The organism is Rheinheimera gaetbuli, assembly GCF_054781935.1.
Map to the genome: position 1 here is coordinate 322,383 of NZ_BAAGTL010000008.1, position 23,559 is coordinate 345,941.

A 23,559-nucleotide genomic window follows, 5' to 3' on the forward strand; every position below is an offset into this window, starting at 1 on the left:
GAAGTTTATCCTGCGGACCAGCACAGCTGTTCAAATTCGCTCCCGGCGAATTTGTCAGCATCCATGCCTTCAACGGTTGGCTTAGGGCAAGCCGGTTCTTAGTTCGGTGAGTTAACATTCAGGCGCCACACACCGCCAGTTTGGCCTGGATATAATCGCTGTGGCGGATAAACAATAAATCGGCAATTTTACGCAGCATGGCTTCCTCGTTTGGGTCCAACACACCATCGGCGTAAGCTTGTTGCCACAGGTTATCCAGCAGGGTTAGCCGGGCGTCATAACTCAGTTGCTTTAGCCTGGCAGTAAACTGATGCAACGAAATTGCCTCGTTTGCCTGCTTATCAGCCATCGCCACCACCGAGCTGGCATCGGCATCGTTTAAACTAAACTCGCGTTTTACATATTCCGTTGCCAGCGCCTGCTCGGCATTACTACTGCTAAAATCGGCATGGGCCACCATTAACATTAACGACACGCAGGCTAACTCGGTTTCGTTCAGGCCAAATGGGGTACTGCTGCCAGCCGGTGCGGCCATGCCATCGTTAACTTTATCCAGCAGGGTTTTAAATAACTGAAACATGAGTACTCCTTCATTTACTACCGGGGTTAGAACCGCAGTGTACGGCAAAGTTCGTTGTTGATGTATTACGCAAGGCTGTCGCGCTTGAAAAATCAACGGCTCTGCCGCATTAACTTGCCATCATCGACATTACAGTATACGGCGCTTAACGCCTGAGGTGAGCATTGGCTATCCTGATTACCCTGTTACTCGGCGCAGCCATTATCGCGCTGGTGTTGTTGCTGCCTTACTGGCGCCGTTATCAGCGCAACAAATTACAGCAACAGCCGTTTCCGGCGGTCTGGCGCGAAATATTAAAACGCCGTTTGCCGTATTTTCGTGCCTTACCCGCCGATTTACAGCTACAACTGAAAAAGCATATCCAGGTATTTATTGCCGAAAAGCAATTTATCGGTTGCGACGGTTTAACGGTAACGGATGAGATGCGTGTGACCATCGCGGCGCAGGCCTGCTTATTATTGCTAAACCGGCCGGACTATTATTACCCAAAACTAAAGCAAATATTGTTATACCCCTCTGCCTTTGTGGTTAATGGCAACAGTGCCGATGCCGCCGGTGTAATGCACCAGCAGCGTCGGGTGCTATCGGGTGAGTCCTGGGGCCTGGGTAAGGTGATTTTAAGCTGGGCCGACACCCTGGATGGTGCCGCTAACCCCACAGATGGCCGCAATGTGGTGATCCATGAGTTTGCGCATCAGTTAGATCAGGAGAAGGGCATCGCCAATGGTGCGCCTTTACTGGAGCGCAGCACTGACTATCAGCGTTGGTCCGGTGTTATGGCGGCAGAGTTTGCCACCTTGCAACGTCAGGCGGCATTGGGCGAAGCCAGTTTGTTTAATCATTATGGTGCTACCAACCCGGCCGAGTTTTTTGCCGTCATCAGCGAAGTGTTTTTTGAGCAACCTGGCACGCTGGCGCAGCAGCATCCCGGGCTGTATCAGGAGCTCAGTCGCTTTTACCGCTTACAGCCACTTAGCTGGTGATACCGCTTTTAACAGAAAAAAGTGATCTGACGCGCGCTTTACGCCATAATCGGTAGCTTAACAAGAACAATTCTTATTTGTTGGGGAGCTTTATGCGCTGGCGTCTCATTACAGCCTGGTGGGGTATTCTGGTTGCACTACCGTTATTTGCTCAGGATAGGGTGCCCGTGCGGGTGGCTATGCCACAGCAAAAAGCGCTGTCACAGCAACTGGTGTTAAGTGGTAGTTTAACCGCGCAGCAAGATGCCAGTTTATCCAGCCGCAGTGCCGGTTTGGTGACCAAGGTATTGGTAGATGCCGGTAGCGTCGTAACCAAAGGCCAGCCGTTGCTGCAGCTGGATACTACGCTGGCACAGCATGAACTGGCGCAGCGCCAGGCGGCGTTAAATGCGGCCAAAGTACAACAGGCCGAAGCGCAGCGGCTGGTAAACGAGGCGCAGCAACTGACTGCACAGCAACTGTTTGCGCAAACCGAGCTGAGCGTACGCCAGGCCACGCTGGCCCGCGTTGATGCTGAGCTGCAGCAAGCCACAGCGGCGCTGGCGCTGCAGCAGGAAATGTTAGCGCGTCATACGCTAACTGCCCCTTTTGCCGGTGTGATTGCCAAACGCTATACCGATGCCGGCGAATGGCTGGCGCTGGGTACGCCGGTGCTGCAATTGGTTAGCGTAACGCCATTATTGCTGGATGTGCAGGTACCACAAGAATACTTCGGTGCACTGGCGTCGCTGCAACGCATTACAGTACGTGCTGATGTCGCGCCAGAGCAAACACTTAGTGCCAATCTGCTGGCCGTGGTGCCGGTGGGCGATGTCAGTGCCCGCAGTTTTCTTGCCCGGTTGCAGGTAAGCGACAAGCAACAACGCTTACTGCCGGGCAGCTCTGCCAGTGCCACACTGTATTTTGAGCGTGACGACGCCAGCGTACTGGTAATCCCGCCTGATGCCCTGTTACGCCATCCTGACGGTAACTTTAGTGTATTTAGTATCCGCGACAATACGGCGCAACGACACAATGTAAGGTTAGGGCGCAGCAGTGAACAGGGGGTTGAAGTTTTATCCGGTTTACCCGACAAGTTGCCGGTGGTAGTGCGCGGCAATGAAACCTTGCGCGACGGTCAGCAGGTACAAATATTGTCAGCAGATAAGGAGTAACTGATGCTGGACGCCGGTATTCGCCGCGGTACTATTTTAACAGTTGCGGTACTGATTATTTGCGTGCTGGGTATAGTGGCTGCGCTGCGTATTCCGGTACAAATGATCCCCGATTTGGAAGTGCGCACTATCAGTGTGGTAACCGGTTGGCCAGGCGCCACGCCACAAGATGTAGAAAAAGAAATTCTGATTGAACAAGAGCGCTACCTGCGCACCCTGCCCAATTTAAAACGTATGCTATCGCGCGCCAGTACCGGCTCGGCACAGATAGAACTGGAGTTTCCGTTTGGTGTCGATGTAAATGAAGCACTGATCCGGGTTAGCAATGCCTTAAGTCAGGTACCGGCCTATCCGGAAAACGTCGACCAGCCGCGTTTGTTTAGCAGCTCGTTTTCCAACAATGCCTTTATGTTCTTCCGGCTAATGCCAACAGCGGGCAACCCATTAAAGCTGGACATGGACATGCTGCGTGATTACGCCGAAGACTATGTGCGGCCGCGGATGGAGCGGGTGCCCGGCGTGTCAGAAGTGGGTGTTAGCGGCGGCGCCGAGCGACAAATGCAGGTATTGGTTGACCCGGCCAGATTAGCGCAGCGCGGTATCAGCCTGACAGATGTAAGGGATGCCATTCGTGCCCGTAACCGCGATAGTTCAGCCGGCGATATCGACAGCGGTAAACGTCGTTATTTGCTGCGGATGGTAGGCCGGTTTGACCAGATCGATGAATTAGAAAACCTGATACTGACCCAGCAGGGTGATAACCAGGTACGGTTAAAAGATGTGGCTACGGTAGTGTTAGATCACTTTGAAGTGCGCGAGCTGTCGTTTGCCGACGGCGAGCGTACGCTGGGCTTATCGGTACGGCGCGAGCCGGGCTCAAATGTCATCGATATTAAACGCCAGATGATGCAGGTGGTGGCCCAGGTTAACCAGGATATGCTGGCAGCCAACGGCCTGCAGCTGATGCTGATTAGCGACGATGTACGCTACGTAGAAGACTCTATTGCTAACGTCTGGACTAACCTGGCGCTGGGGGCGGCGCTGGCTACTCTGGTACTGTATCTGTTTTTGCGTTCCAACCGTGCCACCCTGGTTGGTGTTATCGGTGTGCCCATTTGTACCATAGCCGCGTTTTTAGGCTTATTGGCATTTGGCCGCACTATTAATGTTATTTCACTGGCTGGCGTGGCCTTTGCTATTGGCATGACCATGGACAACAGCATAGTAGTGCTGGAAAGCATCGAGCAAGCGCGTCGGCGGGGGCTGGACCGCATAGAAGGTGCCATTGCCGGTGTGCGCGATGTCTGGCCGGCGGTACTGGCATCTACGCTAACCACGGTGCTGGTATTCGTACCCATTTTGTTTGTCGAGCAAGAGGCCGGTCAGCTGTATTCCGATATTGCTATTGCCATTGGTGCGGCCATTATTGCCTCTATGCTGGTGGCGGTATTTGTGGTGCCAGCGGCTATTGCCCGGCTGGGTTTTGGCCCGCAGGCGGTACTGCATGCTGCTGGCGATAAGCTGGCGCCCGGTGCGCTGTTGCGCCTGGTACAGGCGATCATTGCTAGCCGCAGCAGCCGGCGTATAACACTGGCAGTTACCCTGTTAATGACACTGGGGGCGGGTTGGTATTTGCTGCCGCCGGCTGAATACCTGCCCGAGGGCGAAGAGCCAAAAGCCTTCTCGTCAATGATAGCGCCACCTGGCTATAACCTGTCAGAAATGGCCACTATCGCCGAGGAAATCAAAGGCTATTTAACGGCTGAAGTAAACCGTGATCCAGCGGCATTTGATAACGGTGAAACCAGCATGCCGTCGCTAAAGTACTATTCGCTTAGCGTGTCGGTAGGGCGTATTCGCGTGCTGAGCGAGCCAAACCGGCCGCAGGATATCGACGCCATGATGCAAGCGATGACACAGCTGTTTCGTCAGTATCCCGGCATGCGGGCGTTTTCGTCACGCGGTTCTATTATCAGCAGCAATGACGGTGGTACCCGTGCGGTGGCGTTGGATATTTCCGGGCCAAATTTAGCCAGCTTATACGCTACGGCCGATGCTGCCTATGTTGCTGCCGGCCAGCTGTTTGACAAGCCGCAGCTAAATTCTGAGCCGTCTTCGTTGTCGCTGGATCAGCCATTGATAGAAATTCGTCCGCGCTGGCAACGTCTGGCCGAGCTGAATTTCAGCGCTGCCGATTTTGGTTTTGCCGTGTCGGCACTGAGTGATGGCGCCTTTGTTGATGAGTTTTTTATGGCCGACGACAAGGTGGATATTTTTCTGTTTAGCAAAGCTGGTGCCGGACAAGGTTTGGCTAGCTGGCACAAACGCCGGTGTTAACGCCCAATGGGGCAGTATTGCCGCTTAGCAGCCTGGCAGATTTATCCGAAGTCGCCGACAGCGATACGTTAAGGCGTGTTGATGGCCGCCGTACGGTTACGCTGTACATTATTGCGCCGCGCTCTGTTGCGCTGGAAACAGCAGTTCAAATAGTACAGCAGCAGTTAGTACCTAAACTGCAGCGCGACGGTGCTATTGGCGCGGATGTCACGCTGGATATCTCGGGGGCGTCTGACCAACTGGACGAAACCCGTGCAGCCCTGGGGGCTAACTTTGCGGTAGCGGTACTGCTAATTTACCTGTTATTAGTGGCTATTTTTACCCATTGGGGTTATCCGCTGTTTGTACTGGCGACTGTACCGCTGGGGTTGGCCGGTGCTTTAGTCGGCTTGGCTACGGTAAATGGTGTTAGCAGTGCGCTGGCCGTTATTGGTCTGGGTGGCTTTCACCAGCCGTTCGATATGATTACCATGCTGGGCTTTTTAATCTTGCTTGGTACTGTGGTCAATAACCCGATATTAATTGTCGACCAAAGCCGGCACAACCTGCACGGTGGCCATATGGCAGTAAAAGACGCGGTATTGCAGGCAGTCGCCACCCGGTTACGGCCGATATTAATGTCTACTACTACGACGGTATTTGGACTGGCGCCACTGGTGCTTCTTCCGGGTGAGGGCACAGAACTGTATCGCGGCGTTGGTATTATAGTGCTATGTGGTTTGCTGTTTTCAACGTTAATCAGCTTAACGTTTTTACCGGCGCTGCTGGTTAGCGTGTTAAGGCACAAAAACCTGTCCGGAGAAAAAGCTTAGTCAGAAAAAAAGGCATATTTAATAACCTGCGCTATTACCAGCAAGGCTACCAGCGGCAAAATATACCGGCTAAGTTTAGCGGTTTGCTCCGGGTCACGGTTGCCGTATTTTTCTGTTAGCGTTACTACAATAAACAGTGCGGCAAACAGCAGGGCTAAAATGGTAATTAAGGTGGTCATAGTGTGCTCCGTATCGGTTGTTATGCGAGCTTAACCGGTTTTAACTTTAGTTTCAAAAAGCGCCTGGCGGCGCTTCGCGGTAAAATAGCTGCATGCTATGCTACGCGCACTAAAATCTACTTTAAAAGGACATATACATGTTATTGGCTGTAGTTGCATTAGTTGCCGGTTTAGCCCTGCTGGTTTGGAGTGCCGACCGCTTTGTGGATGGTGCTGCCGCTACCGCCCGTTATGCTGGTATGCCACCACTGCTAATTGGTATGTTAGTAGTCGGTTTTGGTACATCCGCGCCGGAAATGGTCGTGTCGGCGATGGCCGCCAGCGAAGGTAACCCCGCGCTGGCGCTGGGCAATGGCTATGGCTCTAACATTACCAATATTGCACTTATTTTAGGTTTGGTGGCACTTATTAGTCCAATCGCTGTGCACTCGCAGGTATTACGTAAAGAGCTACCCATTTTAATGCTGGTAACCTTATTTGCCGGCTGGCAGTTGTTTGACCATCAGCTAAGCCGTGTCGATGCCTGGTGTTTGCTTGGCGTGTTTTTTGCCGTTATGGCCTGGTCGGTATGGCAGGGGATGCGTAACCCGCAGGATGCGCTTGCCAATGAGATGTCTGAAGACTTGGCCGGCCAGCCAGCCATGACATTAAAAAAGGCCATAATCTGGTTGCTGGTGGGGCTGGTGTTGTTAATTATTGCTTCGCGCATGTTGGTGTACGGCGCGGTGTTTATTGCTCAGGGCCTGGGCGTAAGTGATTTAGTCATCGGTTTAACCGTGGTGGCTATTGGTACCTCGTTACCTGAGCTGGCGTCATCGTTAATCGCCATTAAAAAAGGCGAGCACGATATTGCACTGGGTAACATTATTGGCTCAAATCTGTTTAATACCCTGGCAGTGGTGGGTATTGCCGCCGCGATAGAGCCAATGGCAGTTGACGCAGTGGTATTAACCCGTGACTGGACGCTTATGGCGGTGTTAACGGCCTCAATATTTGTTATGGGCTATGGCTATAAAAAACAAGGCCGGATCAATCGTTTGGAGGGTGGTTTGTTGCTGGCAGTGTTTATCGGCTATACCGGTTATCTGGTTAGCACCGTCATCGCTTAAGGCATAAACACGCGCTAATGACTGAGCCGCGTAAAGAACTCGACACGGGGTATTACCTGCAGCACTTTAACGAGATGCTGCAGTTTATTGCGCAGCATTATCAGGCTGTACTCAGCGCAGATAGTCGCGGCTTTATCGGCGACTTTCATCAGCTTAGCCACAATGCCCAGCAGCTGCTGGTGCGCATGCTTAACCGAAAAGGCTCCGTGTTTGCCGATACTGAGCTCACCTATGCTGAAATTGGCGAAACAGCGCCGCTATTAGATGAGCTTAGCGCAGCCGCTTTTGTTGCGCCGTTAGCAACGGACAACCTGGCCGATTTTTGGTTACGGTTAACAAAAGATTCCCTGTGGCAATTGCTGCAGCGGGCGCACAGCGAACTGGCTGAACCCATAGGCGTGAAAAAAAGCCAAACCAAACCACAGCTGCTCGGCGCGGCGCTAAAGCTGCCGGTTAACTGGCTGGTACTTATCGAGCAATTGCCGCAGCGCTATGTTGCGTTGCAGCGCCAGGATGCGCTTAGCTATCTTTATTTCCTTTATTTTGGCCGTATCGAGGCCAATTTGTCGTTGTTTACCCTGCGTGATTTGGGCATTCGGCAAACCGGCCAATTTAAGCAGCAGTTTAAACCGCGCTTTACCGATGCCAGCCAGGCCATGCTGGCTTACCAGTTGGCCAAAGCTAAACCGGCAATTATTGAACTGGCCAAGCAGCTTAAACAGCAACCAGAACAAGCAAAAACAATGTTAGGCCAATGGTTAAATGAGGTAGACAACTGGCCTGTGCCAGATGATGCCGCCCTATTACTAAAGCGCAGCGACCGTTGCTATCAGCTGGGCAAACTGGCCGAACAGTACCTGTTATCCGATCTGGCTATTGCTTTTTATCGGCACAGCAATGGCTTTCCGGCCAGTGAGCGGCTGGTCAGGTTGTACTGGCAGCAGGACGACACCGCACAGTGCCGGCAATATTTACAGCAACTGCTGGACGATCCCGGCTGCGATGAAGAGTGGTTGTTTGCCGACGAATTTTACCAACGCAAATTTGCCGGTAGCGCCAGCAAAACCAAACGCTCGCAGCTTACCCAGCTACTACAAGACGCGCCGCAGCTAGGCATCGACGAGCTGTATTTGGGCAAAGCCGAGCAGGGCGTTATGGCGCATTATGCGGTACAGGGTTACACCGTTTTTCACGCCGAAAATAACCTCTGGCTGGCGCTATTTGGTCTGTGGTTTTGGCATGAACTGTTTGAGCATCCGGGCAGCGCCCTGCATAACCCGTTTGAACGCCGGCCGCGTAATCTCGCTGGCGGTGGTTTTTATCAGCAGTTTCAGGCAGAAATAGAACATAAACTGACGCAACTGGACGCGCCAGACGCCGCCACCAGCTTGCTTAGCGCGTTAACCGCGCATTACGGTAAGGCCAACAGCCTGTTTTACTGGCACAGCGATTTAGCCCAGCAGCTGTTACCGCTGTTACAACACGCGCCCAAGGCTGGCGGCGACAGTGCACTGGCGCCAATACTGCGCGCCATGGCACAGGATTTTAACCGCCATAGCAGCGGCTACCCGGATTTACTGCTAGTTAAAGACAATCAGCTGCAATTTATTGAAGTAAAAGCCCCCGGCGATAAAATACAGCGCCATCAATTAGCTCGCTTACTCGCACTGCAAAATGCCGGCTTTAACGCCCGCATAGAAAAACTGCAGTGGATAGTCGATCCCAACCGGCTCTACGTGGTGCTGGACGTCGAAACCACCGGCGGTAAGGCCGGCACCGATCGCATCACCGAAATTGGCGCAGTAAAACTACAGGCCGGTAAAGTGGTGGACACCTTTAACACACTGATAAACCCCGAGCGGCCTATTCCGTCTTTTATCAGCCGCTTAACCGGTATCAGTAATAGCATGGTAAGCGACGCGCCTAAATTTGCCGATATCGCCGGCCAGCTCACTGAGTTTTTACAAGGCGCGGTGTTTGTTGCGCATAATGCTAAGTTTGACTACGGTTTTATCCGCAGTGAGTTTGCCCGTTGTGAACTACCATTCGATATGCCGCAGTTATGCACGGTAGTGAATATGCGCCGTTACTACCCCGGTCTGGCATCATACAGCCTGGGCAAGCTGTGCGCCGAGTTCGACATTAAGCTCACCAACCACCACCGCGCCCTTGCAGACGCCACTGCCACCGTGGAGTTATTAAAGCTGATCAATGCAAAGCGCTGCGCTGTAGATAGCAACTAAATTGGTTAGGCTTGCTTTAGCTGCGTAGTTAAGCATTAGTTGGCTAAAAAAACCGAACATGACGCTGAAGGGGGCAAGTGACCTTGACATGGTTGCTCATTCTTTGAGTGAAAGATTGATTAAATGTATAATTTTTCAGGTTTGTTACTATTGGTAAATGACAGGCTGTAGTTATGGCTACTTGTCGATAAAACCCAATATTTGTGATAACACGGCGTTTTCGTAGATATTTGATAGCAAAGAAGCTTTTTATTATTATCAAGATGTGGTGTTAAGTTGATTTTCGGATCATTAAACCCGAGATTTCGCAGCTGGGATTTGTAAACAGTACCACAGGTGTCTCGGTTAACACCGTGTCGGAAAACTGCAGCATGTTCTGTGTTTCGCTGTTTTGCTCAAAGCGGCTGCCAAGCATATCATCTCCCATACTGTAGTCGACGCGTTGCTTTATCAATAACTCTATACCTTGTTCGGGCGACTCTACCCAAACGATATTCAACCCGGCATCGTTAAACTGACGTGAAAAAGGGCTGTCTGTGCCGATGCGAAGCAAGGCAACAGAGCCTGAAAGTTCACTGAGCTTGGTCCAACGAAAATCATCAGCTTGTTTTCTGCGATACAAACCGATTTTAATTTGGTGTTCTGATAATGGCCATTTAAGTGCCGGGACTTGTTCACCCGGAGGAAAAAAACTACCACACCAGTCAGATGTTGCCAACACTTTCGCTGCTCTGGCAGGTGGTAAGAACAAAGGCTTAAATACGATGTTCTCACCGTATTGATTACGCAGCAGATCAAATGTCAGGCCCCCGCCGGGTATTTCACTGCTGCTAAAAGGCGGATATTCAACCGCAATAATGTCAAATCGTGTTTTTGCAGGCGCAACAAAAGAGAGCATAGCAATAGCGACGGTAAAGTACGTTATCACTGACATGATGTACGTCGCTCCATTTGGTTTAATCATAAAAGTTTAGGTTAATAAAGCGATAACTCAAGTTATATGCCGCGGTTACGCTGTGCTCCTGTGCCGTTAAAGTACACCGGTTTGCCTTTGAGTTTTTTATCTGCAACTCGCGGGTGTAACACCCGTGGTTTACAGCAACATAAATTGCTACAAGATAAAAATGCTTGATTTACATTTAGCTAGCGCCATAAACTGGAGCCAATTTTGCAACTAGCGGGTTCTGATACACGCAACTCGCGGGTTTTGGTCCTTTGAATAAGCTGTTAGGGCATCACTTGAAGCTGGCATCTCTTTTCGTTTTGACATTCATATTTGTAGTAACAGTTTCGTCGATCTTTAGTTTTGGCAACAACTTCGAACCAAATGAGTCAACCGTTATGTTTGCGAAAATAGTGTCGTTGACTTGTTGCGCATTTTTTCTTGTGGCTTCAATTACTATTTTCGTAAAGAGACGTTGTGAACTTAAAGAGAGGCTCAACTGGGTTTCAAACAATAAAAAATTTTATTTGTACTTATCCGTAGCCTTACCTGCAATCACAGGGCTTTTATTTATAATGCAATTTCAAATGCTCTCAGAGTGGTTGCCATCTATTCACGCAAGAAAAATTTCAAATGAGTCCATTTATACAGTTTTAGCAGTAATTACATCGAAAGAAATTAGAGGAAGACGTGATTACATGAAAATTATAAATGTAAAGGGCTCAGACTATGACTTCAGAGTAAGTGATGAATACTATGAAAGTGTTAATGTTGGTCAAAGGGTTGTTATTGGGCATAAAAAAACAAAATTCGGTAAGCAAGTCTTGTTTTACATGCCCTAACAAGGCGCTGTTGTCGCCACTATCGTGGCTGGGACGGCTTACGCTGCGCTCCAGCCGCCCCAAAGCTTTGCGTTAGCTTTTTGATTATAATGGACATAGCATGAAATTCTGGTGGTTATTGTTTGCGGTGAGTCTGATATTGCCGAATTATTGCAATGCAGTTGTAAAGCGACACGACATTCCGCCAGAAAAATATTGGGTTGAGAATGCACCAGAGTTTCTGATTGATATGCCTCACGAGGGACATGGTGTGCTGATTGCACCTCAATGGATTGTTACAGTAGCACATGTCATTTTTTATGATTACACAGGTAAAAGCATAAAAATTGGCGGTGAAAGTTACAAAATTGAATCAGTAACAAAACATCCCGATTATATTGAGCCGGATGAATCTTTGTTTAAGGGAGATGCGACACGACTAATGGCGTTCTTTGCTTCAAGGCCTGATATCGCGATAATCAAACTTTCATCACCTGTCAGTGGCATCGCACCGGTGAAAATCTATCAGGAAGACAATGAAGTGGGTCAAACTGTCACTGTGTTCGGTCGGGGAGCTACAGGGAACGGTTTAATTGGTGAGGATTTGAGCACTAAACCTCTACGTAAAATGCATTCCTTTCATAACAAAATTGATGGTGCAAAGGGTAATTGGCTGACGTATAGGTTTGACGCCCCTCCTAATGCGTTGCCGCTTGAAGGCATTCACGGATCTGGTGATAGCGGAGGCCCATCCGTTATTTTCCTTGATGGTGAACCTTATCTTGCTGGGTTATCAAGTTGGCAGTATTGGCAAGGCGACCTCTCAACATTCAAAGGTGGTTTATATGGTACTACGGCATACCAGGTGAGGATTTCAGTTTACAAAGATTGGATCCTGGGTGTGTTGGCTGGTCAACAATAAGCCTAAAGGTCTAATAGGAAACTCCAGCTTATGTGGAGGGGCAAGACATGGTTGCAGGAGCCGTGCAACTTAGAGACAAGATCGCTGCATAATGTGACTACTGATGCCGAGCACTAGCTTGGTGTGAAAGGGCAGGCCCAACCGCCGCGCCGGGAGCAAAAATGACTGATAAAGGTGCTACATACAAAGCGAAGCTGCTAAGTACGGATTATCCGCAGTGGCGTAACCGGCTTTCTTGCGCTGCTCTGGCTGCTTTATCTGGCGGCGCTGTGTTGTGTTGGTACTATGCATATTACACGCTCCCGCAGACAGAGTGCTACAAAGGCTTTTTATACATCTCGGTATTGTGGCTGGCTGTTCAGTGGGCAGTTATAGGCTACTTGTACTGGTATCGCGATATCCCGGCCTTTGCCCGCAGTGCTATAAAGCTGCTTGTGTTAGTGGCTAATGCTTGGTTTGGGCTTTTCATTTTTTCACTCCAGCCATGTGGCTGATAATATCAATGTCACTGAACCCCATCACTGCCGCTTGCTGAAACCGGCTTTGTTACTACACTTTTTATTTTAAATAAAAAGATGCCAAATAATGATTAAAGTGTTAACTGCATTGTTGCTATGCTGCTGCTCACAGGTGACAGCAGCCAAACCTGATTTACTGCTGGCTGAAGTTTACCGCGACAACATCGATGTTAAGCAGTACTGGGTAAGTGAAAAGCTTGACGGCGTGCGGGCTTACTGGGATGGTAAACAGCTGATCTCGCGTGGTGGTAATCTAATAGCGGCGCCGGCCTGGTTTGTGGCTGAGTTTCCGCCACAGCCGTTAGATGGTGAACTGTGGCTGGGCCGCAGTAAGTTTGCTGATACGTTAAGCGTGGTCAGTAAACAGCAGCCGGTTGACAGTGAATGGCAGCAAATCCGCTATTACATTTTTGAGCTACCGGATGCAGCGGGCAGCTTTACTGAACGCATCAATGCGATGCAGCGCCTTGTTGCACAGCAAAACAGCCGCTATTTAATGTTGGTGCCGCAGTTTCGTATTGCCGACAAGGCTGCGCTGCTGGCTAAACTTAGCGAGCTGGAACAGGCCGGTGCTGAAGGCCTGATGTTGCATCAGCAGGATGCGTTATATAAAACCGGCCGCAGCAGCGATTTGTTGAAGCTAAAAACCTATCAGGACAGCGAAGCCGAGGTTATTGGTTACCGGCCGGGTAAAGGCAAGTATCAGGGCATGGTGGGGGCTTTGGTGGTTAAAATGCCGGACGGTAAAACCTTTGCCATTGGCAGCGGTTTAACCGATGCGTTGCGCCAAACTCCGCCGCCAGTTGGTGCTGTGGTAACCTACCGTTATAACGGCCTGACTAAAACCGGCTTGCCGCGTTTTGCCCGGTTTTTGCGTGTGCGGCAAGAGTTTTAACATCGTCAACTTAACCTGGCCTACTGCTGTTTGGCGTGCCGTTAAAGCAGTCCCGGCACCAGCTACGGAACCAGCGCCTGCGATGCTGTGCGCGGCTTAAACAGCAGCGCTTTAATTTTAGCAAAAGGCGTTAGCACCAGTGCATTACCCGCCAGCACTAAAGCAAAACCGGCAAAGGTGTAGCCGGTCCAGACAAAGTCTTCAAACAGGGTGCTTAACACTACGGCGACCAGCGGAAACAACACTATGGTGTAGCTGGCTTTTTCCGGCCCCATACCTTTTAACAAGGCAAAATAGGTAGCAAAGGCGATAACTGAGCCAAATACGGCTAAGTACAGCAATGAAATAATAAACGCCGGCGTGGTGCTAAAGGTAAAGGGTGTGCCGTTAATAAGCACTAACAACAGCAGGCCGATCGTGCCATACAGCATGCCCCAGGCGTTAACCTGGGTGATGGGTAAACCGGCGCGGGAGTTACGCACGCTGGCCATATTACCCAGCGATGCGCTTAGCGCACTGCCCAGCACCAGTATTAAGCCAAGTAAACTGGCATTGCTGAAATCCAGGCCGTCTAAGTCGGGGTAAAACAGTACCACTATGCCAGCGATACCCATTAAGGCGCCAAAATAAATGCGTTTGGCGACCGGCATGCCGAAAAACAGCCGTGTATTAACAATATTCATCAGCAACATGGTGGTAAAGGCGATGGCCGTCATGGCCGACGTTAAATATTGCTGCGCCTGATAAATTAAAATGTAATTCAGTGCAAAGTTAAACAATGCCAGCAGGGCAATAAAGCCATGATCTTTAGTGCTAAAACGCATGGGCAGCCGGCGCCACCAGCAAAACAGCCACATTAATAACGCTGATAGCGCAAAGCGGTACAGCAGCGACACTTCTACTGCGACCTCGCCGAGCTGAAATTCAATAGCAAACCAGGTAGAGCCCCAGATTAAAACGGTAACCAGATACAGCAAGGTATTTTTCAGGGTGGATGGCATAGTAGATGGCATAGTGGGCGCAGTTGGCAGCAACAGAGGCGGCGATCATAAAGCCTTATGTGTCGTTTAAACAGTAGCCAGAACAGAAAAAATTATGCTGTCTGACTACTGTGCTGATTTCAGCGTGGAAAGGCAAGCAAGGTCATTTCAGCAACCTGGCGTAATTGCTCAGAGGTAGCGCCATTGTTAGCCTGAATGGCCATACCCTGCAGCACAGTACCTAAATAGCGGGCTAAGGTTTCGGCATCGGCACTGGCGGGTAAGTCGCCGTCAAGTTTGGCCTGCTCGAAGCGGGCGCGAAGTTTTTGCTGGCCCTCAAGGCGGCGGTTAATAAGCGCCTCTTTTACCGTGGCGGCCGCCTCGCTACATGACAGCGCGCCTTGAATAACAACACAGCCCTGTGGCTGATCTTTGTTAGCCATATTGGCCGCGGCGCCATACAGCATATGTTCGGCTACCTGATAGGCTGTGGGTTTTTCCAGCGCCGGTAAAAAAAACGAGCAAGGCCGGCGTTCATATAATTCAATCGCCTTTAAAAATAACTGCTCTTTGTTGCCAAAAGCGGCATACAAACTGGGTTTATTAATGCCCATGGCTTCCGTTAGATCGGTTAACGACGTACCGTCGTAACCTTTACGCCAAAACACTTCCAGCGCTTTTTCCAGCGCGGTGTCGATATCAAAAGCGCGTGGCCTGCCGACATTTACCGTGCAACCTACTGCTGGCATGGTGTAACTCCCGCATGAAAACGTGCTGATATAGTAAACAGCAAAAGACCCCTTGTCCAGCAAGGGTTATTTACCGCTGAGTACAAAATTATTGCCATGAATAAAGGCTAGCGCTGCTAACTGCCTGCGGCTATTGAATAAAGCCCCTGCCGCTGCTTGCGCCTTAGAACAAATCTATCTGTTGTAGAAATAAATTAATTACCGTTCGGTACAAATATCGATTGACAGTTTTTTGCCGATCTATATATTTACCGGTCAGTACAGAATTGCAGGTTATTTTTAGCCGTGCCCAAGCGGGTGGCTACAACAATTTGGAGAGCAGCATCATGAGCGGGAAAAACACCCTAAGAACTTTTATGTTGGCAAGCGTTGCAGCACTGGTGCTGAGCGCTTGCGGTAATCCACAGGCGGTGGGCGAGGCACCTGCACCGGCTGCTCCGGTGGTAAGCGTGGCGCAGGTGGTTCATGAACGTATTACCGAGTGGGACGAATTTACCGGCCGCCTGCAAGCACCGCAAACGGTAGAGCTGATGCCTCGGGTGTCTGGCTATGTTGAGCAGGTGCACTTTAACGAAGGTGCACTGGTGCAAAAGGGCGATGTATTAGTGCAAATTGACCCACGGCCTTTTGTCGCTGACGTGGCGCGGCTTAACGCTGAACTGCAAAGTGCACAAAGTGCTGCTTTGCAGGCCGACAACGACTATAGCCGCGCAGAAAAACTTAGCAGCCAACGCGCTATTTCAGCAGAACTGCTCGACAGCCGTTTAGCCCGTAAACAGCAAACCGCCGCTACCGTTGCTGCGGTAAAGGCTGCACTGCAACGCGCCGAGCTGGATTTAAGCTACACCCGTATCAGTGCGCCGATAAGTGGCCGTGTGTCTTATGCCCGGGTTACCGCCGGTAACTTTGTTACTGCCGGCCAAAGCCAACTAACCAGCCTGGTGTCTACCGACAAAATGTACGCTTATTTTGATGTCGATGAGCAAAGCTACCTGAAGTACGCCCGCTTAACCGAAGCCGGTAGACGGGCTGATACCCGCGATGCCAGCGCCAATCCGGTGTATATGGCACTGGCCGACGACAGCAGTTACAGCAATGTTGGCCATATTGATTTTGTCGATAACCGCATTAATGCACAAACCGGCACTATTCGTATTCGTGCCAGTTTTGCCAATGAAGATAACAACCTGCTACCAGGTTTGTTTGCCCGCATCCGCGTGGCAGGCAGCGCCAGTTATGACGGTGTGTTGATAGATGAAAAGGCAGTGGGCACCGATTTGAACAACACATTTGTGTTGCTGGTAAATGGCGACAATCAGCTGGAATACCGGGCGATAACGTTAGGTGAAAAAGTAAATGGCCTGCGTATTGTTACCGACGGCCTGGCAGCGAACGACAAAATTGTGGTTAACGGCCTGCAGCGCGTGCGGCCGAATATGCAGATTGAGCCAAAACTGGTTGAGATGGCCAGCAGTGAACAATTGGTACAGCTGCGTAATGCGCAGCAGTTGCTGGACCAAACCAGCACTGCGCTGACTGCAAAGACAGACAGCACGGCAGTAACAGTTAATGCCGGCAAAACGCCGGGACAGGGTTAAGGAAACATCATGTTCTCACAATTTTTTATCCGTCGGCCGATCTTCGCCGCTGTTATCTCACTGCTGTTTTTTATTACTGGTGCAATAGCGGTGTGGCAGTTGCCAATCACGGAATACCCTGAAGTGGTGCCGCCCACAGTAGTAGTAACTGCTAACTACCCCGGCGCTAACCCCAAGGTTATTGCCGAGACGGTGGCTTCGCCGCTGGAGCAGGAAATTAACGGCGTGGAAGACATGTTGTATATGTCTTCTCAGGCTACCTCTGATGGCCGCATGACGTTAACCGTTACCTTTGCCATTGGCACCGACGTTGACTTAGCCCAAACCCAGGTGCAAAGCCGGGTAGAGCGCGCCAAGCCCCGGCTGCCGCAGGAAGTGCAACGTTTAGGCGTGGTCACCGAGAAATCATCACCTGATTTAACCATGGTGGTGCACTTAACTTCGCCTGATAATCGCTATGACATGCTGTATCTGTCTAACTATGCCGCATTAAATGTGAAAGACGAGCTGGCGCGGATAGAGGGTGTGGGCGCGGTACGGCTGTTTGGTGCCGGCGATTACAGTATGCGTATTTGGCTGGACCCTAACAAAGTAGCCGCGCTGGGTTTATCACCGGCACAAATTACTGCGGCTATTCGTGAGCAAAACCAACAAGCCGCCGCCGGTAGTTTAGGTGCGCAGCCCAGTGGTGACGCTGATTTTCAGCTGCTTATTAACGTTAAAGGCCGCTTAGCGGCAGTAGAAGAGTTTGCAGATATTATTATCAAGGTTGGCACTAATGGTGAAATCAGCCGGTTAAAAGATGTCGCGCGGCTGGAGCTTGGCGCCTCTACTTACGCGCTGAGGTCTTTGCTGGATAACAAAGACGCCGTGGCCATTCCGATATTTCAGGCATCCGGCTCTAATGCCATTCAAATCTCTGACGATGTACGGGCCAAAATGGCTGAATTGTCAAAAGGCTTTCCGGATGGTTTAGCCTACGACATCGTGTACGACCCAACCGTATTTGTGCGTGGTTCAATTGAAGCGGTAGTAAAAACCCTGCTTGAAGCGGTGTTGCTGGTGGTGTTAGTGGTGGTGCTGTTTTTACAAACCTGGCGCGCCTCTATAATTCCGCTGGTGGCAGTGCCGGTGTCTCTGGTGGGTACCTTTGCCTTTATGCAGCTTTTGGGCTTTTCGCTGAACGCGTTATCGTTATTCGGTCTGGTACTGGCAATCGGTATCGTAGTGGATGACGCCATCGTCGTAGTAGAAAACGTTGAGCGTAACATCAGCGAAGGCTTATCGCCGGTTGCCGCAACGCAAAAGGCGATGAAAGAAGTCACCGGGCCCATTGTTGCCACTACGCTGGTGCTGGCGGCGGTGTTTATTCCTACCGCCTTTATGTCGGGCTTAACCGGGCAGTTTTATAAGCAGTTTGCGTTAACAATTACTATTTCTACCTTTATCTCGGCAATTAACTCGTTAACGCTAAGCCCGGCGCTGTCAGCACTGTTGTTAAAAGGCCATGGCGAGAAAAAAGACGCGCTAACCCGCGGTATGGATAAGCTGTTTGGTGGCTGGTTATTTGGACCCTTTAACCGCTTCTTTGCCCGCTTATCCAACGGTTACGGCTGGCTGGTAAAAAAGGTGATCCGTTTTGGCGCTATTGTCGGCGTAATGTATGTCGTGTTAGTAGGCTTAACCGGCCTGCAGTTTGCTACCACCCCAACCGGCTACGTACCTGGCCAGGATAAACAATATTTAGTCGCCTTTGCTCAGTTACCGGATGCGGCATCACTGGAACGCACCGAAGCGGTGATTAAAGAGATGTCGCGTATCGCACTGGAGCAACCTGGTGTGGCCAACTCTGTGGCTTTCCCGGGCCTGAGTATCAACGGTTTTACCAATAGCCCGAACAGCGGCATTGTGTTTACGCCGCTTACCGACTTTAGCGAGCGTACCGATCCGTCTATGTCAGCCGGTGCCATTGCTGCAGCGCTAAACCAAAAGTTTGCCGGTATAGAAGATGCCTTTATCGCGATATTTCCACCGCCGCCGGTTCAGGGCTTGGGTACTATCGGTGGCTTCCGGCTGCAAATACAAGACCGCGCTAACCACGGTTATGACGAGCTGTACAAGGTGACTATGCAGGTGATGATGAAAGCCTGGCAGACGCCTGAGCTGGCAGGTATTTTCTCCAGCTACCAGGTGAATGTGCCGCAGTTGGATCTGGATATCGACCGCACTAAAGCCAAACAGCAAGGCGTGGCACTGGATGAGGTGTTCCAAACGCTGCAGGCTTATATGGGCTCGGTGTATGTGAATGACTTTAATCAGTTTGGCCGCACCTATCAGGTAAATATGCAGGCTGATGAGCAGTTTCGCCAAACACCGGAGCAAATTGGCCAGCTAAAGGTGCGTAATAACAGTGGCGAGATGATCCCGTTGGGTTCTTTTATTAACGTGACTAATACCGCAGGGCCAGACCGCGTAATGCACTATAACGGCTTTACCACCGCCGAAATTAACGGTGGCCCGGCACCGGGCTACAGCAGTGGCGAAGCGCAGGCGGCAATTGAGAAAATATTGGCCGAAACCCTGCCAAACGGCATGACGTACGAGTGGACTGAGCTGACGTACCAGCAAATTCTGGCCGGTAACGCCGGGTTATTTATCTACCCGTTGGTTATTCTGCTGGTGTTTATGGTGCTGGCGGCGCAGTACGAAAGCTTAAGCTTACCGCTGGCCATTATCCTGATTATTCCGATGACGCTGTTATCGGCACTCAGTGGCGTACTGCTGTACGGTGGCGACAACAATATCTTCACCCAGATTGGCTTAATTGTTCTGGTGGGGCTGGCCACCAAGAACGCCATCTTAATTGTCGAGTTTGCCAAAGAGCTGCAAGATCAGGGCATGAGCGCTATGGAGGCCATACTGGAAGCCGGCCGCTTACGCTTACGGCCAATATTGATGACGTCTATTGCCTTTATTATGGGCGTGGTGCCAATGGTGTTTTCATCAGGTGCCGGTGCCGAAATGCGCCAGGCGATGGGGGTGGCAGTATTTGCCGGCATGATAGGCGTAACCATTTTCGGCTTAATTTTAACCCCGCTGTTTTACTACATGCTGGCAAAGCGCGGTGAGCACAAAGCAGTAACTGATAAGCACGATACTGACGCCAAAGGAGCACATCATGCGTAAATTGCTAAACCATTCTGCGCTGGCGTTAATAGTAGCAGCGTCATTAAGTGCTTGTGCCGTCGGGCCGGATTACCAAACCCCGGCCAAGGTGGCGGATATCAGCTTTAGCAGCCCGTACCAACAGGCGGGGCAGGCTCAAAGTTGGTGGCAGGCATTTGACGATGCGGCGCTTAATCAACTGATTGAGCGTGCCCTGGCAGAAAACCGCACCCTGGCGCAGGCCAAAGCGAATGTTGATAGAGCGTATGCGGTATTTCGTGATGCCAACAACGACGTGTTACCCAACGGGTCGGTAGACGCCGGCTATCAGGCCAGCGAAAACGGCTCAGTGTCGCCGCTGGATGACGGCGTAATAAGCCGCGGTTATAGCACAGGCGCTAATTTAAGTTGGGATCTGGACTTATTCGGCAAAATCCGCCGCGCCACAGAGGCTGCTGAGGCACAGGCGCAGCAAGCTGATATTTTATGGCACGATGCCCAGGTGCAGCTAATCAGCCAGGTGGCCACCAGTTACGGTGAATACCGTGGCGCCCAACTGCGTTTAGTGGTGGCAGAGCAAAACCTGCAAAACCTTACGCAAAGCCGCGACATTGTATTAGCAAGGCTGGAAGCCGGTATGGCATCAGAGCTGGAACTGGCGCAAATAGACGTGCAGTTTCATCAGGTACAGGCCGCAGTGCCGGCTTATCGTGTGGCGCTGTTAGCGGCAGATGCCACCTTATCGGCCTTGCTGGCGCAGCGGCCCGGCCAGTTAAAACTCGGTGCCGTGCCGCATTTGCCAGAGCTTAAACAGCCGGTAGCGGTGGTAGCGGGTGAAAACTACCTGCGTTACCGCGCCGATGTGGCAAGTGCAGAGCGGGTATTAGCCGCCCGCACGGCAGAAATTGGTGTGGCCACAGCAGATCTGTATCCCAATCTGTCAGTGCGCGGCTTTTTAGGCTTTATCTCCGGCCCGGGCCTGGCGCTTAATGGCGACACGCAAAGCTGGGCTGTGGCGCCCACGTTAAGCTGGCAAGCCGCCGATTTAGGCTCGGTAAAAGCCCGTATCCGTCAGGCCGAGGCCAGCAGCCAAATGGCGCTGGCGCAGTTTGAGCAGCAGGTATTTAACGCCATCAACGAAATGCAGTTATCGCTTAACAGCTATAACTTAAGCCGCGAGCAGCAACTGAGCACTGAACTGCAATGGCAGGCCAGTAACAAGGCGGTGCAAATTGCCCGCCAGCGTTATAACGCAGGCTCAGGTGAGTTCCTTGACCTGCTGGACGCCGAGCGCGAACTGCTGCGCAGCCGCGATCAGTTAGCGCAACTGCAACAGCAAAGCTTTAGCCGCTTAGTCGGCATCTACCGCAGCTTTGGTGGCGGGATACAGTTGATGTAGTGTTTGTTGGAAAAGGAAAAGCCGGGGAAGCCGAGAGTATAAAAAAATCTGTGTAAGTGGCATTCTACCCATGTATTTGAAAGGAATGAAGAATGCCAGTATCAGACCAGCTTATCGACCAGTTATTAGCTGATTATAAATCCCCGGAAGACCTGCTTGGTGAGCAAGGTATCCTTAAGCAGTTGACCAAAAAGCTTGCCGAACGTGCACTTGAAGCCGAGATGGAGCAGCATCTTGGTTATGCCAAACATGATGCCGCCGGTAAAAACACCGGTAATTCCCGTAACGGTAAAAGCCGTAAATCTGTGCGCAGCATTCATGGCGATATCGAGCTTGAAACACCGAGAGACCGTAATGGTAGCTTTGAGCCTAAGCTCATCAAGAAAGGCGAGAAGCAGCTTGGTGGTTTCGATGAGCGTATTGTCTCGCTGTATGCCAGAGGCATGTCTACCCGTGATATCCAGGCCCATTTTGAAGAAGCCTATGGCGTTGAAGTCTCGCCGACGTTTATCTCTCAGGTCACCAATGCCGTACTGGACGAGGTTAAAGCCTGGCAGCAGCGGCCATTAGCACCGGTATACCCGATAGTGTATCTGGACTGTTTAGTCGTGCGTAGTCGCGATTCTGGTAGCATCCAGAACAAATCCGTCTACCTTGCCCTTGGCGTGAACACCGATGGCGAGAAAGAGTTGCTTGGCCTGTGGATAGCGCAAACCGAAGGTGCTAAGTTCTGGCTGTCGGTGATGAACGAGCTGAAAAACCGCGGTGTGGAAGATATCTTTATCGCCTGCGTTGATGGCCTCAAAGGCTTCCCGGATGCGATAGAAGCGGTTTACCCTAAAACACAGGTACAACTGTGCATCGTGCATCAAATCCGCAACAGCCTGCGCTTCGTCAGCTGGAAAGAGCGTAAAGCCGTCGCAGCCGACCTTAAAACTATTTATGGCGCAGCCACTTTGCAGCAAGCCGAACTGGCGCTTGAGCGGTTTGAAAATGGGGTCGTAGCACTTTTCAGACAGTACGTGGCTCAACTTCATCAGACATCCCTTTCTCGTTATTTTGGCCAACAAAGAACTTCTTTCAAAAGTAATTGAAGTTCTTAATATTTATCAGGTTGTACCGAATACCCAATCTAGAACATAACTGATGGATGTGCAAACTTTGACTTGGCTAATACCGACCTGGCAATTGGGTGGAAAATGGTACTTTTTAGCGATACTGCGCCAACTCTTCCTGAATTTGCATAAACTCTTGGCGGGTGTCGGGTTGCAGCTCGCTTAGTGCTCTGGCGATATTGACCTGCATGGTTACCTGCGCCACTTCTGTAATTTCAGGCGCAACTGCTTTATTTTGTTGTTGGCTAAACCAGTTAAGCACCTTAGCCAAATGCCAGATACTGCTGCTGCCGCTGTGCAGCGGGGCGGGGAAGCTTTGGCTATGGGTTAACATAAGTTTACGCATATTTTGCCGGCTAAAGCCAAGTAAGTCGGCGATATCGCTTAAGCCAACCAAATCAGGTGTGGCTTCAGTCAGTTTGGCTTGTGGAATGGCAGTTTTTACATCTTTAATGGCAGAGGTTATTGCCGTAAAAGCAGTATCAGCCTCGCGGCTAAATTGCAGTGCGATGCGTCCTGGCTGGCCGATACCAATAAGGGCGTCATCACAACCGGCTTGTGCCAGTGCTGCAATGTAATTTGCTGCATCCTGATTAGTATCCGGCAAAGTAAACTTTAAGGTAAACTCGTATAGTTTCATCAGGTTAATCCTCAAAGTTAGCGTTTTTTAATGCCGTGCAATTGTCTACAACCCGTTTGATCTGTCTGGCATGGTTGGCCGGATTTTTTGGTGTACTCCAAATACTAGCAATGCAAAATTCACCGCAGCGACAGCTGTTGTCGTTATAAGGGCAATACATTCGCCCCCATGCATGGCTGCCGCCGACTTCAATAACCCAACCCTGCAGTTCTGCATATTGCAAAGCGTCTTCAATGTCTTTCTTAGGATGCTTGTTCCTTGGCATGTGCAATCCTTGTCGATGCTAGTTGGACAAACAGAGGTTGTCAAGTGACAACCTCTGTTTGTAGGAAATGGAGTCGCACTTTTGACTAAAGTTAGCTCAGACTCTTTGCCTGGTTTTTAACGACAAAATGAAGCAAAAAAAGCTTCATTTGT

Annotated in this window: 20 protein-coding genes; 13 read left to right on the top strand and 7 right to left on the bottom strand. The window is 50.7% G+C overall.

Annotated elements, in window-relative coordinates:
• Positions 1–118: 118 nt before the first annotated feature.
• Positions 119–580, bottom strand: a complete 462-nt coding sequence (locus ACYVIC_RS08395) for a tellurite resistance TerB family protein (RefSeq protein ID WP_460858993.1) — start codon at positions 578–580, stop codon at positions 119–121.
• Positions 581–744: 164 nt separating this feature from the next.
• On the opposite strand from ACYVIC_RS08395, the gene ACYVIC_RS08400 reads away from it, so the two are divergent.
• The 4 genes from ACYVIC_RS08400 (at position 745) to ACYVIC_RS08415 (ending at position 5,866) form a co-directional block, all read left to right on the top strand.
• A complete protein-coding gene (locus tag ACYVIC_RS08400) occupies positions 745–1,563 on the top strand; it encodes a M90 family metallopeptidase (RefSeq protein ID WP_460858995.1) in 819 nt (272 codons plus the stop codon).
• A gap of 92 nt (positions 1,564–1,655) precedes the next feature.
• Positions 1,656–2,717 carry an efflux RND transporter periplasmic adaptor subunit gene (locus tag ACYVIC_RS08405; protein ID WP_460858997.1) on the top strand — a complete coding sequence of 354 codons (1,062 nt, stop codon included), beginning with the start codon at positions 1,656–1,658 and terminating at the stop codon, positions 2,715–2,717.
• A 3-nt stretch (positions 2,718–2,720) separates the two neighbouring features.
• Entirely contained in the window at positions 2,721–5,054 is a 2,334-nt protein-coding gene (locus tag ACYVIC_RS08410) for an efflux RND transporter permease subunit (protein ID WP_460858999.1), read from the top strand.
• A complete protein-coding gene (locus ACYVIC_RS08415) occupies positions 5,048–5,866 on the top strand; it encodes an efflux RND transporter permease subunit (protein WP_460859001.1) in 819 nt (272 codons plus the stop codon). Before ACYVIC_RS08410 ends, ACYVIC_RS08415 begins: the two co-directional genes overlap by 7 nt.
• On the opposite strand, the gene ACYVIC_RS08420 is transcribed toward ACYVIC_RS08415, so the two are convergent.
• Positions 5,863–6,045, bottom strand: coding sequence for a hypothetical protein (locus ACYVIC_RS08420; RefSeq protein WP_460859003.1), 183 nt, complete (start codon positions 6,043–6,045; stop codon positions 5,863–5,865). The two genes, ACYVIC_RS08415 and ACYVIC_RS08420, sit on opposite strands and share 4 nt — an antisense overlap.
• 137 nt (positions 6,046–6,182) lie before the next feature.
• Between ACYVIC_RS08420 and ACYVIC_RS08425 the strand changes: the two genes are divergently transcribed.
• A complete protein-coding gene (locus ACYVIC_RS08425; RefSeq protein ID WP_460859005.1) occupies positions 6,183–7,154 on the top strand; it encodes a calcium/sodium antiporter in 972 nt (323 codons plus the stop codon).
• A gap of 17 nt (positions 7,155–7,171) precedes the next feature.
• Entirely contained in the window at positions 7,172–9,397 is a 2,226-nt protein-coding gene (locus tag ACYVIC_RS08430) for an exonuclease domain-containing protein (RefSeq protein WP_460859007.1), read from the top strand.
• A gap of 271 nt (positions 9,398–9,668) precedes the next feature.
• On the opposite strand, the gene ACYVIC_RS08435 is transcribed toward ACYVIC_RS08430, so the two are convergent.
• Complete coding sequence (locus tag ACYVIC_RS08435; protein WP_460859009.1) at positions 9,669–10,331, bottom strand: hypothetical protein; 663 nt, start codon at positions 10,329–10,331, stop codon at positions 9,669–9,671.
• 407 nt (positions 10,332–10,738) lie between these two features.
• Between ACYVIC_RS08435 and ACYVIC_RS08440 the strand changes: the two genes are divergently transcribed.
• The 3 genes from ACYVIC_RS08440 (at position 10,739) to ACYVIC_RS08450 (ending at position 13,496) form a co-directional block, all read left to right on the top strand.
• On the top strand, positions 10,739–11,182 hold the full coding sequence (locus ACYVIC_RS08440; protein WP_460859010.1) for a hypothetical protein: 444 nt from the start codon (positions 10,739–10,741) through the stop codon (positions 11,180–11,182).
• Between the two features lie 100 nt (positions 11,183–11,282).
• On the top strand, positions 11,283–12,083 hold the full coding sequence (locus ACYVIC_RS08445; protein WP_460859013.1) for a S1 family peptidase: 801 nt from the start codon (positions 11,283–11,285) through the stop codon (positions 12,081–12,083).
• Positions 12,084–12,668: 585 nt separating this feature from the next.
• The gene (locus ACYVIC_RS08450; protein ID WP_460859015.1) at positions 12,669–13,496 is read left to right on the top strand and encodes a DNA ligase; all 828 of its coding nucleotides are present in this window, start codon (positions 12,669–12,671) and stop codon (positions 13,494–13,496) included.
• 62 nt (positions 13,497–13,558) lie between these two features.
• On the opposite strand, the gene ACYVIC_RS08455 is transcribed toward ACYVIC_RS08450, so the two are convergent.
• Both ACYVIC_RS08455 and ACYVIC_RS08460 read right to left on the bottom strand, forming a co-directional pair.
• A complete protein-coding gene (locus ACYVIC_RS08455; protein WP_460859017.1) occupies positions 13,559–14,509 on the bottom strand; it encodes a DMT family transporter in 951 nt (316 codons plus the stop codon).
• 107 nt (positions 14,510–14,616) lie between these two features.
• Complete coding sequence (locus tag ACYVIC_RS08460; protein ID WP_460859018.1) at positions 14,617–15,225, bottom strand: TetR/AcrR family transcriptional regulator; 609 nt, start codon at positions 15,223–15,225, stop codon at positions 14,617–14,619.
• A 326-nt stretch (positions 15,226–15,551) separates the two neighbouring features.
• Here ACYVIC_RS08460 and ACYVIC_RS08465 point away from each other — a divergent pair, with 326 nt between their 5' ends.
• The 4 genes from ACYVIC_RS08465 (at position 15,552) to ACYVIC_RS08480 (ending at position 22,481) form a co-directional block, all read left to right on the top strand.
• Positions 15,552–16,823: an efflux RND transporter periplasmic adaptor subunit gene (locus tag ACYVIC_RS08465; RefSeq protein ID WP_460859020.1), complete on the top strand. Its 1,272-nt coding sequence runs from the start codon at positions 15,552–15,554 to the stop codon at positions 16,821–16,823.
• A 6-nt stretch (positions 16,824–16,829) separates the two neighbouring features.
• A complete protein-coding gene (locus ACYVIC_RS08470) occupies positions 16,830–20,009 on the top strand; it encodes an efflux RND transporter permease subunit (protein ID WP_460859718.1) in 3,180 nt (1,059 codons plus the stop codon).
• Positions 20,002–21,387, top strand: a complete 1,386-nt coding sequence (locus ACYVIC_RS08475) for an efflux transporter outer membrane subunit (RefSeq protein WP_460859022.1) — start codon at positions 20,002–20,004, stop codon at positions 21,385–21,387. Before ACYVIC_RS08470 ends, ACYVIC_RS08475 begins: the two co-directional genes overlap by 8 nt.
• Before the next feature lie 92 nt (positions 21,388–21,479).
• On the top strand, positions 21,480–22,481 hold the full coding sequence (locus tag ACYVIC_RS08480; protein WP_460859023.1) for an IS256 family transposase: 1,002 nt from the start codon (positions 21,480–21,482) through the stop codon (positions 22,479–22,481).
• A gap of 115 nt (positions 22,482–22,596) precedes the next feature.
• On the opposite strand, the gene ACYVIC_RS08485 is transcribed toward ACYVIC_RS08480, so the two are convergent.
• Positions 22,597–23,142 (bottom strand): helix-turn-helix transcriptional regulator, encoded by a 546-nt coding sequence (locus ACYVIC_RS08485; RefSeq protein WP_460859025.1) that lies wholly within the window; start codon positions 23,140–23,142, stop codon positions 22,597–22,599.
• 4 nt (positions 23,143–23,146) lie between these two features.
• Positions 23,147–23,407, bottom strand: coding sequence for a hypothetical protein (locus tag ACYVIC_RS08490; RefSeq protein ID WP_460859027.1), 261 nt, complete (start codon positions 23,405–23,407; stop codon positions 23,147–23,149).
• Positions 23,408–23,559 lie beyond the last annotated feature (152 nt).

Excerpts from the sequence above, each read along its gene's own strand:
- ACYVIC_RS08480 (WP_460859023.1), top strand. The coding sequence starts at position 21,480 with ATGCCAGTATCAGACCAGCTTATCGACCAGTTATTAGCTGATTATAAA.
- ACYVIC_RS08435 (WP_460859009.1), bottom strand. The coding sequence starts at position 10,331 with ATGTCAGTGATAACGTACTTTACCGTCGCTATTGCTATGCTCTCTTTT.
- ACYVIC_RS08475 (WP_460859022.1), top strand. The coding sequence starts at position 20,002 with ATGCGTAAATTGCTAAACCATTCTGCGCTGGCGTTAATAGTAGCAGCG.
- ACYVIC_RS08420 (WP_460859003.1), bottom strand. The coding sequence starts at position 6,045 with ATGACCACCTTAATTACCATTTTAGCCCTGCTGTTTGCCGCACTGTTT.
- ACYVIC_RS08490 (WP_460859027.1), bottom strand. The coding sequence starts at position 23,407 with ATGCCAAGGAACAAGCATCCTAAGAAAGACATTGAAGACGCTTTGCAA.
- ACYVIC_RS08395 (WP_460858993.1), bottom strand. The coding sequence starts at position 580 with ATGTTTCAGTTATTTAAAACCCTGCTGGATAAAGTTAACGATGGCATG.
- ACYVIC_RS08460 (WP_460859018.1), bottom strand. The coding sequence starts at position 15,225 with ATGCCAGCAGTAGGTTGCACGGTAAATGTCGGCAGGCCACGCGCTTTT.
- ACYVIC_RS08450 (WP_460859015.1), top strand. The coding sequence starts at position 12,669 with ATGATTAAAGTGTTAACTGCATTGTTGCTATGCTGCTGCTCACAGGTG.
- ACYVIC_RS08440 (WP_460859010.1), top strand. The coding sequence starts at position 10,739 with ATGTTTGCGAAAATAGTGTCGTTGACTTGTTGCGCATTTTTTCTTGTG.
- ACYVIC_RS08485 (WP_460859025.1), bottom strand. The coding sequence starts at position 23,142 with ATGAAACTATACGAGTTTACCTTAAAGTTTACTTTGCCGGATACTAAT.
- ACYVIC_RS08430 (WP_460859007.1), top strand. The coding sequence starts at position 7,172 with ATGACTGAGCCGCGTAAAGAACTCGACACGGGGTATTACCTGCAGCAC.
- ACYVIC_RS08445 (WP_460859013.1), top strand. The coding sequence starts at position 11,283 with ATGAAATTCTGGTGGTTATTGTTTGCGGTGAGTCTGATATTGCCGAAT.
- ACYVIC_RS08465 (WP_460859020.1), top strand. The coding sequence starts at position 15,552 with ATGAGCGGGAAAAACACCCTAAGAACTTTTATGTTGGCAAGCGTTGCA.
- ACYVIC_RS08425 (WP_460859005.1), top strand. The coding sequence starts at position 6,183 with ATGTTATTGGCTGTAGTTGCATTAGTTGCCGGTTTAGCCCTGCTGGTT.
- ACYVIC_RS08405 (WP_460858997.1), top strand. The coding sequence starts at position 1,656 with ATGCGCTGGCGTCTCATTACAGCCTGGTGGGGTATTCTGGTTGCACTA.
- ACYVIC_RS08410 (WP_460858999.1), top strand. The coding sequence starts at position 2,721 with ATGCTGGACGCCGGTATTCGCCGCGGTACTATTTTAACAGTTGCGGTA.
- ACYVIC_RS08455 (WP_460859017.1), bottom strand. The coding sequence starts at position 14,509 with ATGCCATCTACTATGCCATCCACCCTGAAAAATACCTTGCTGTATCTG.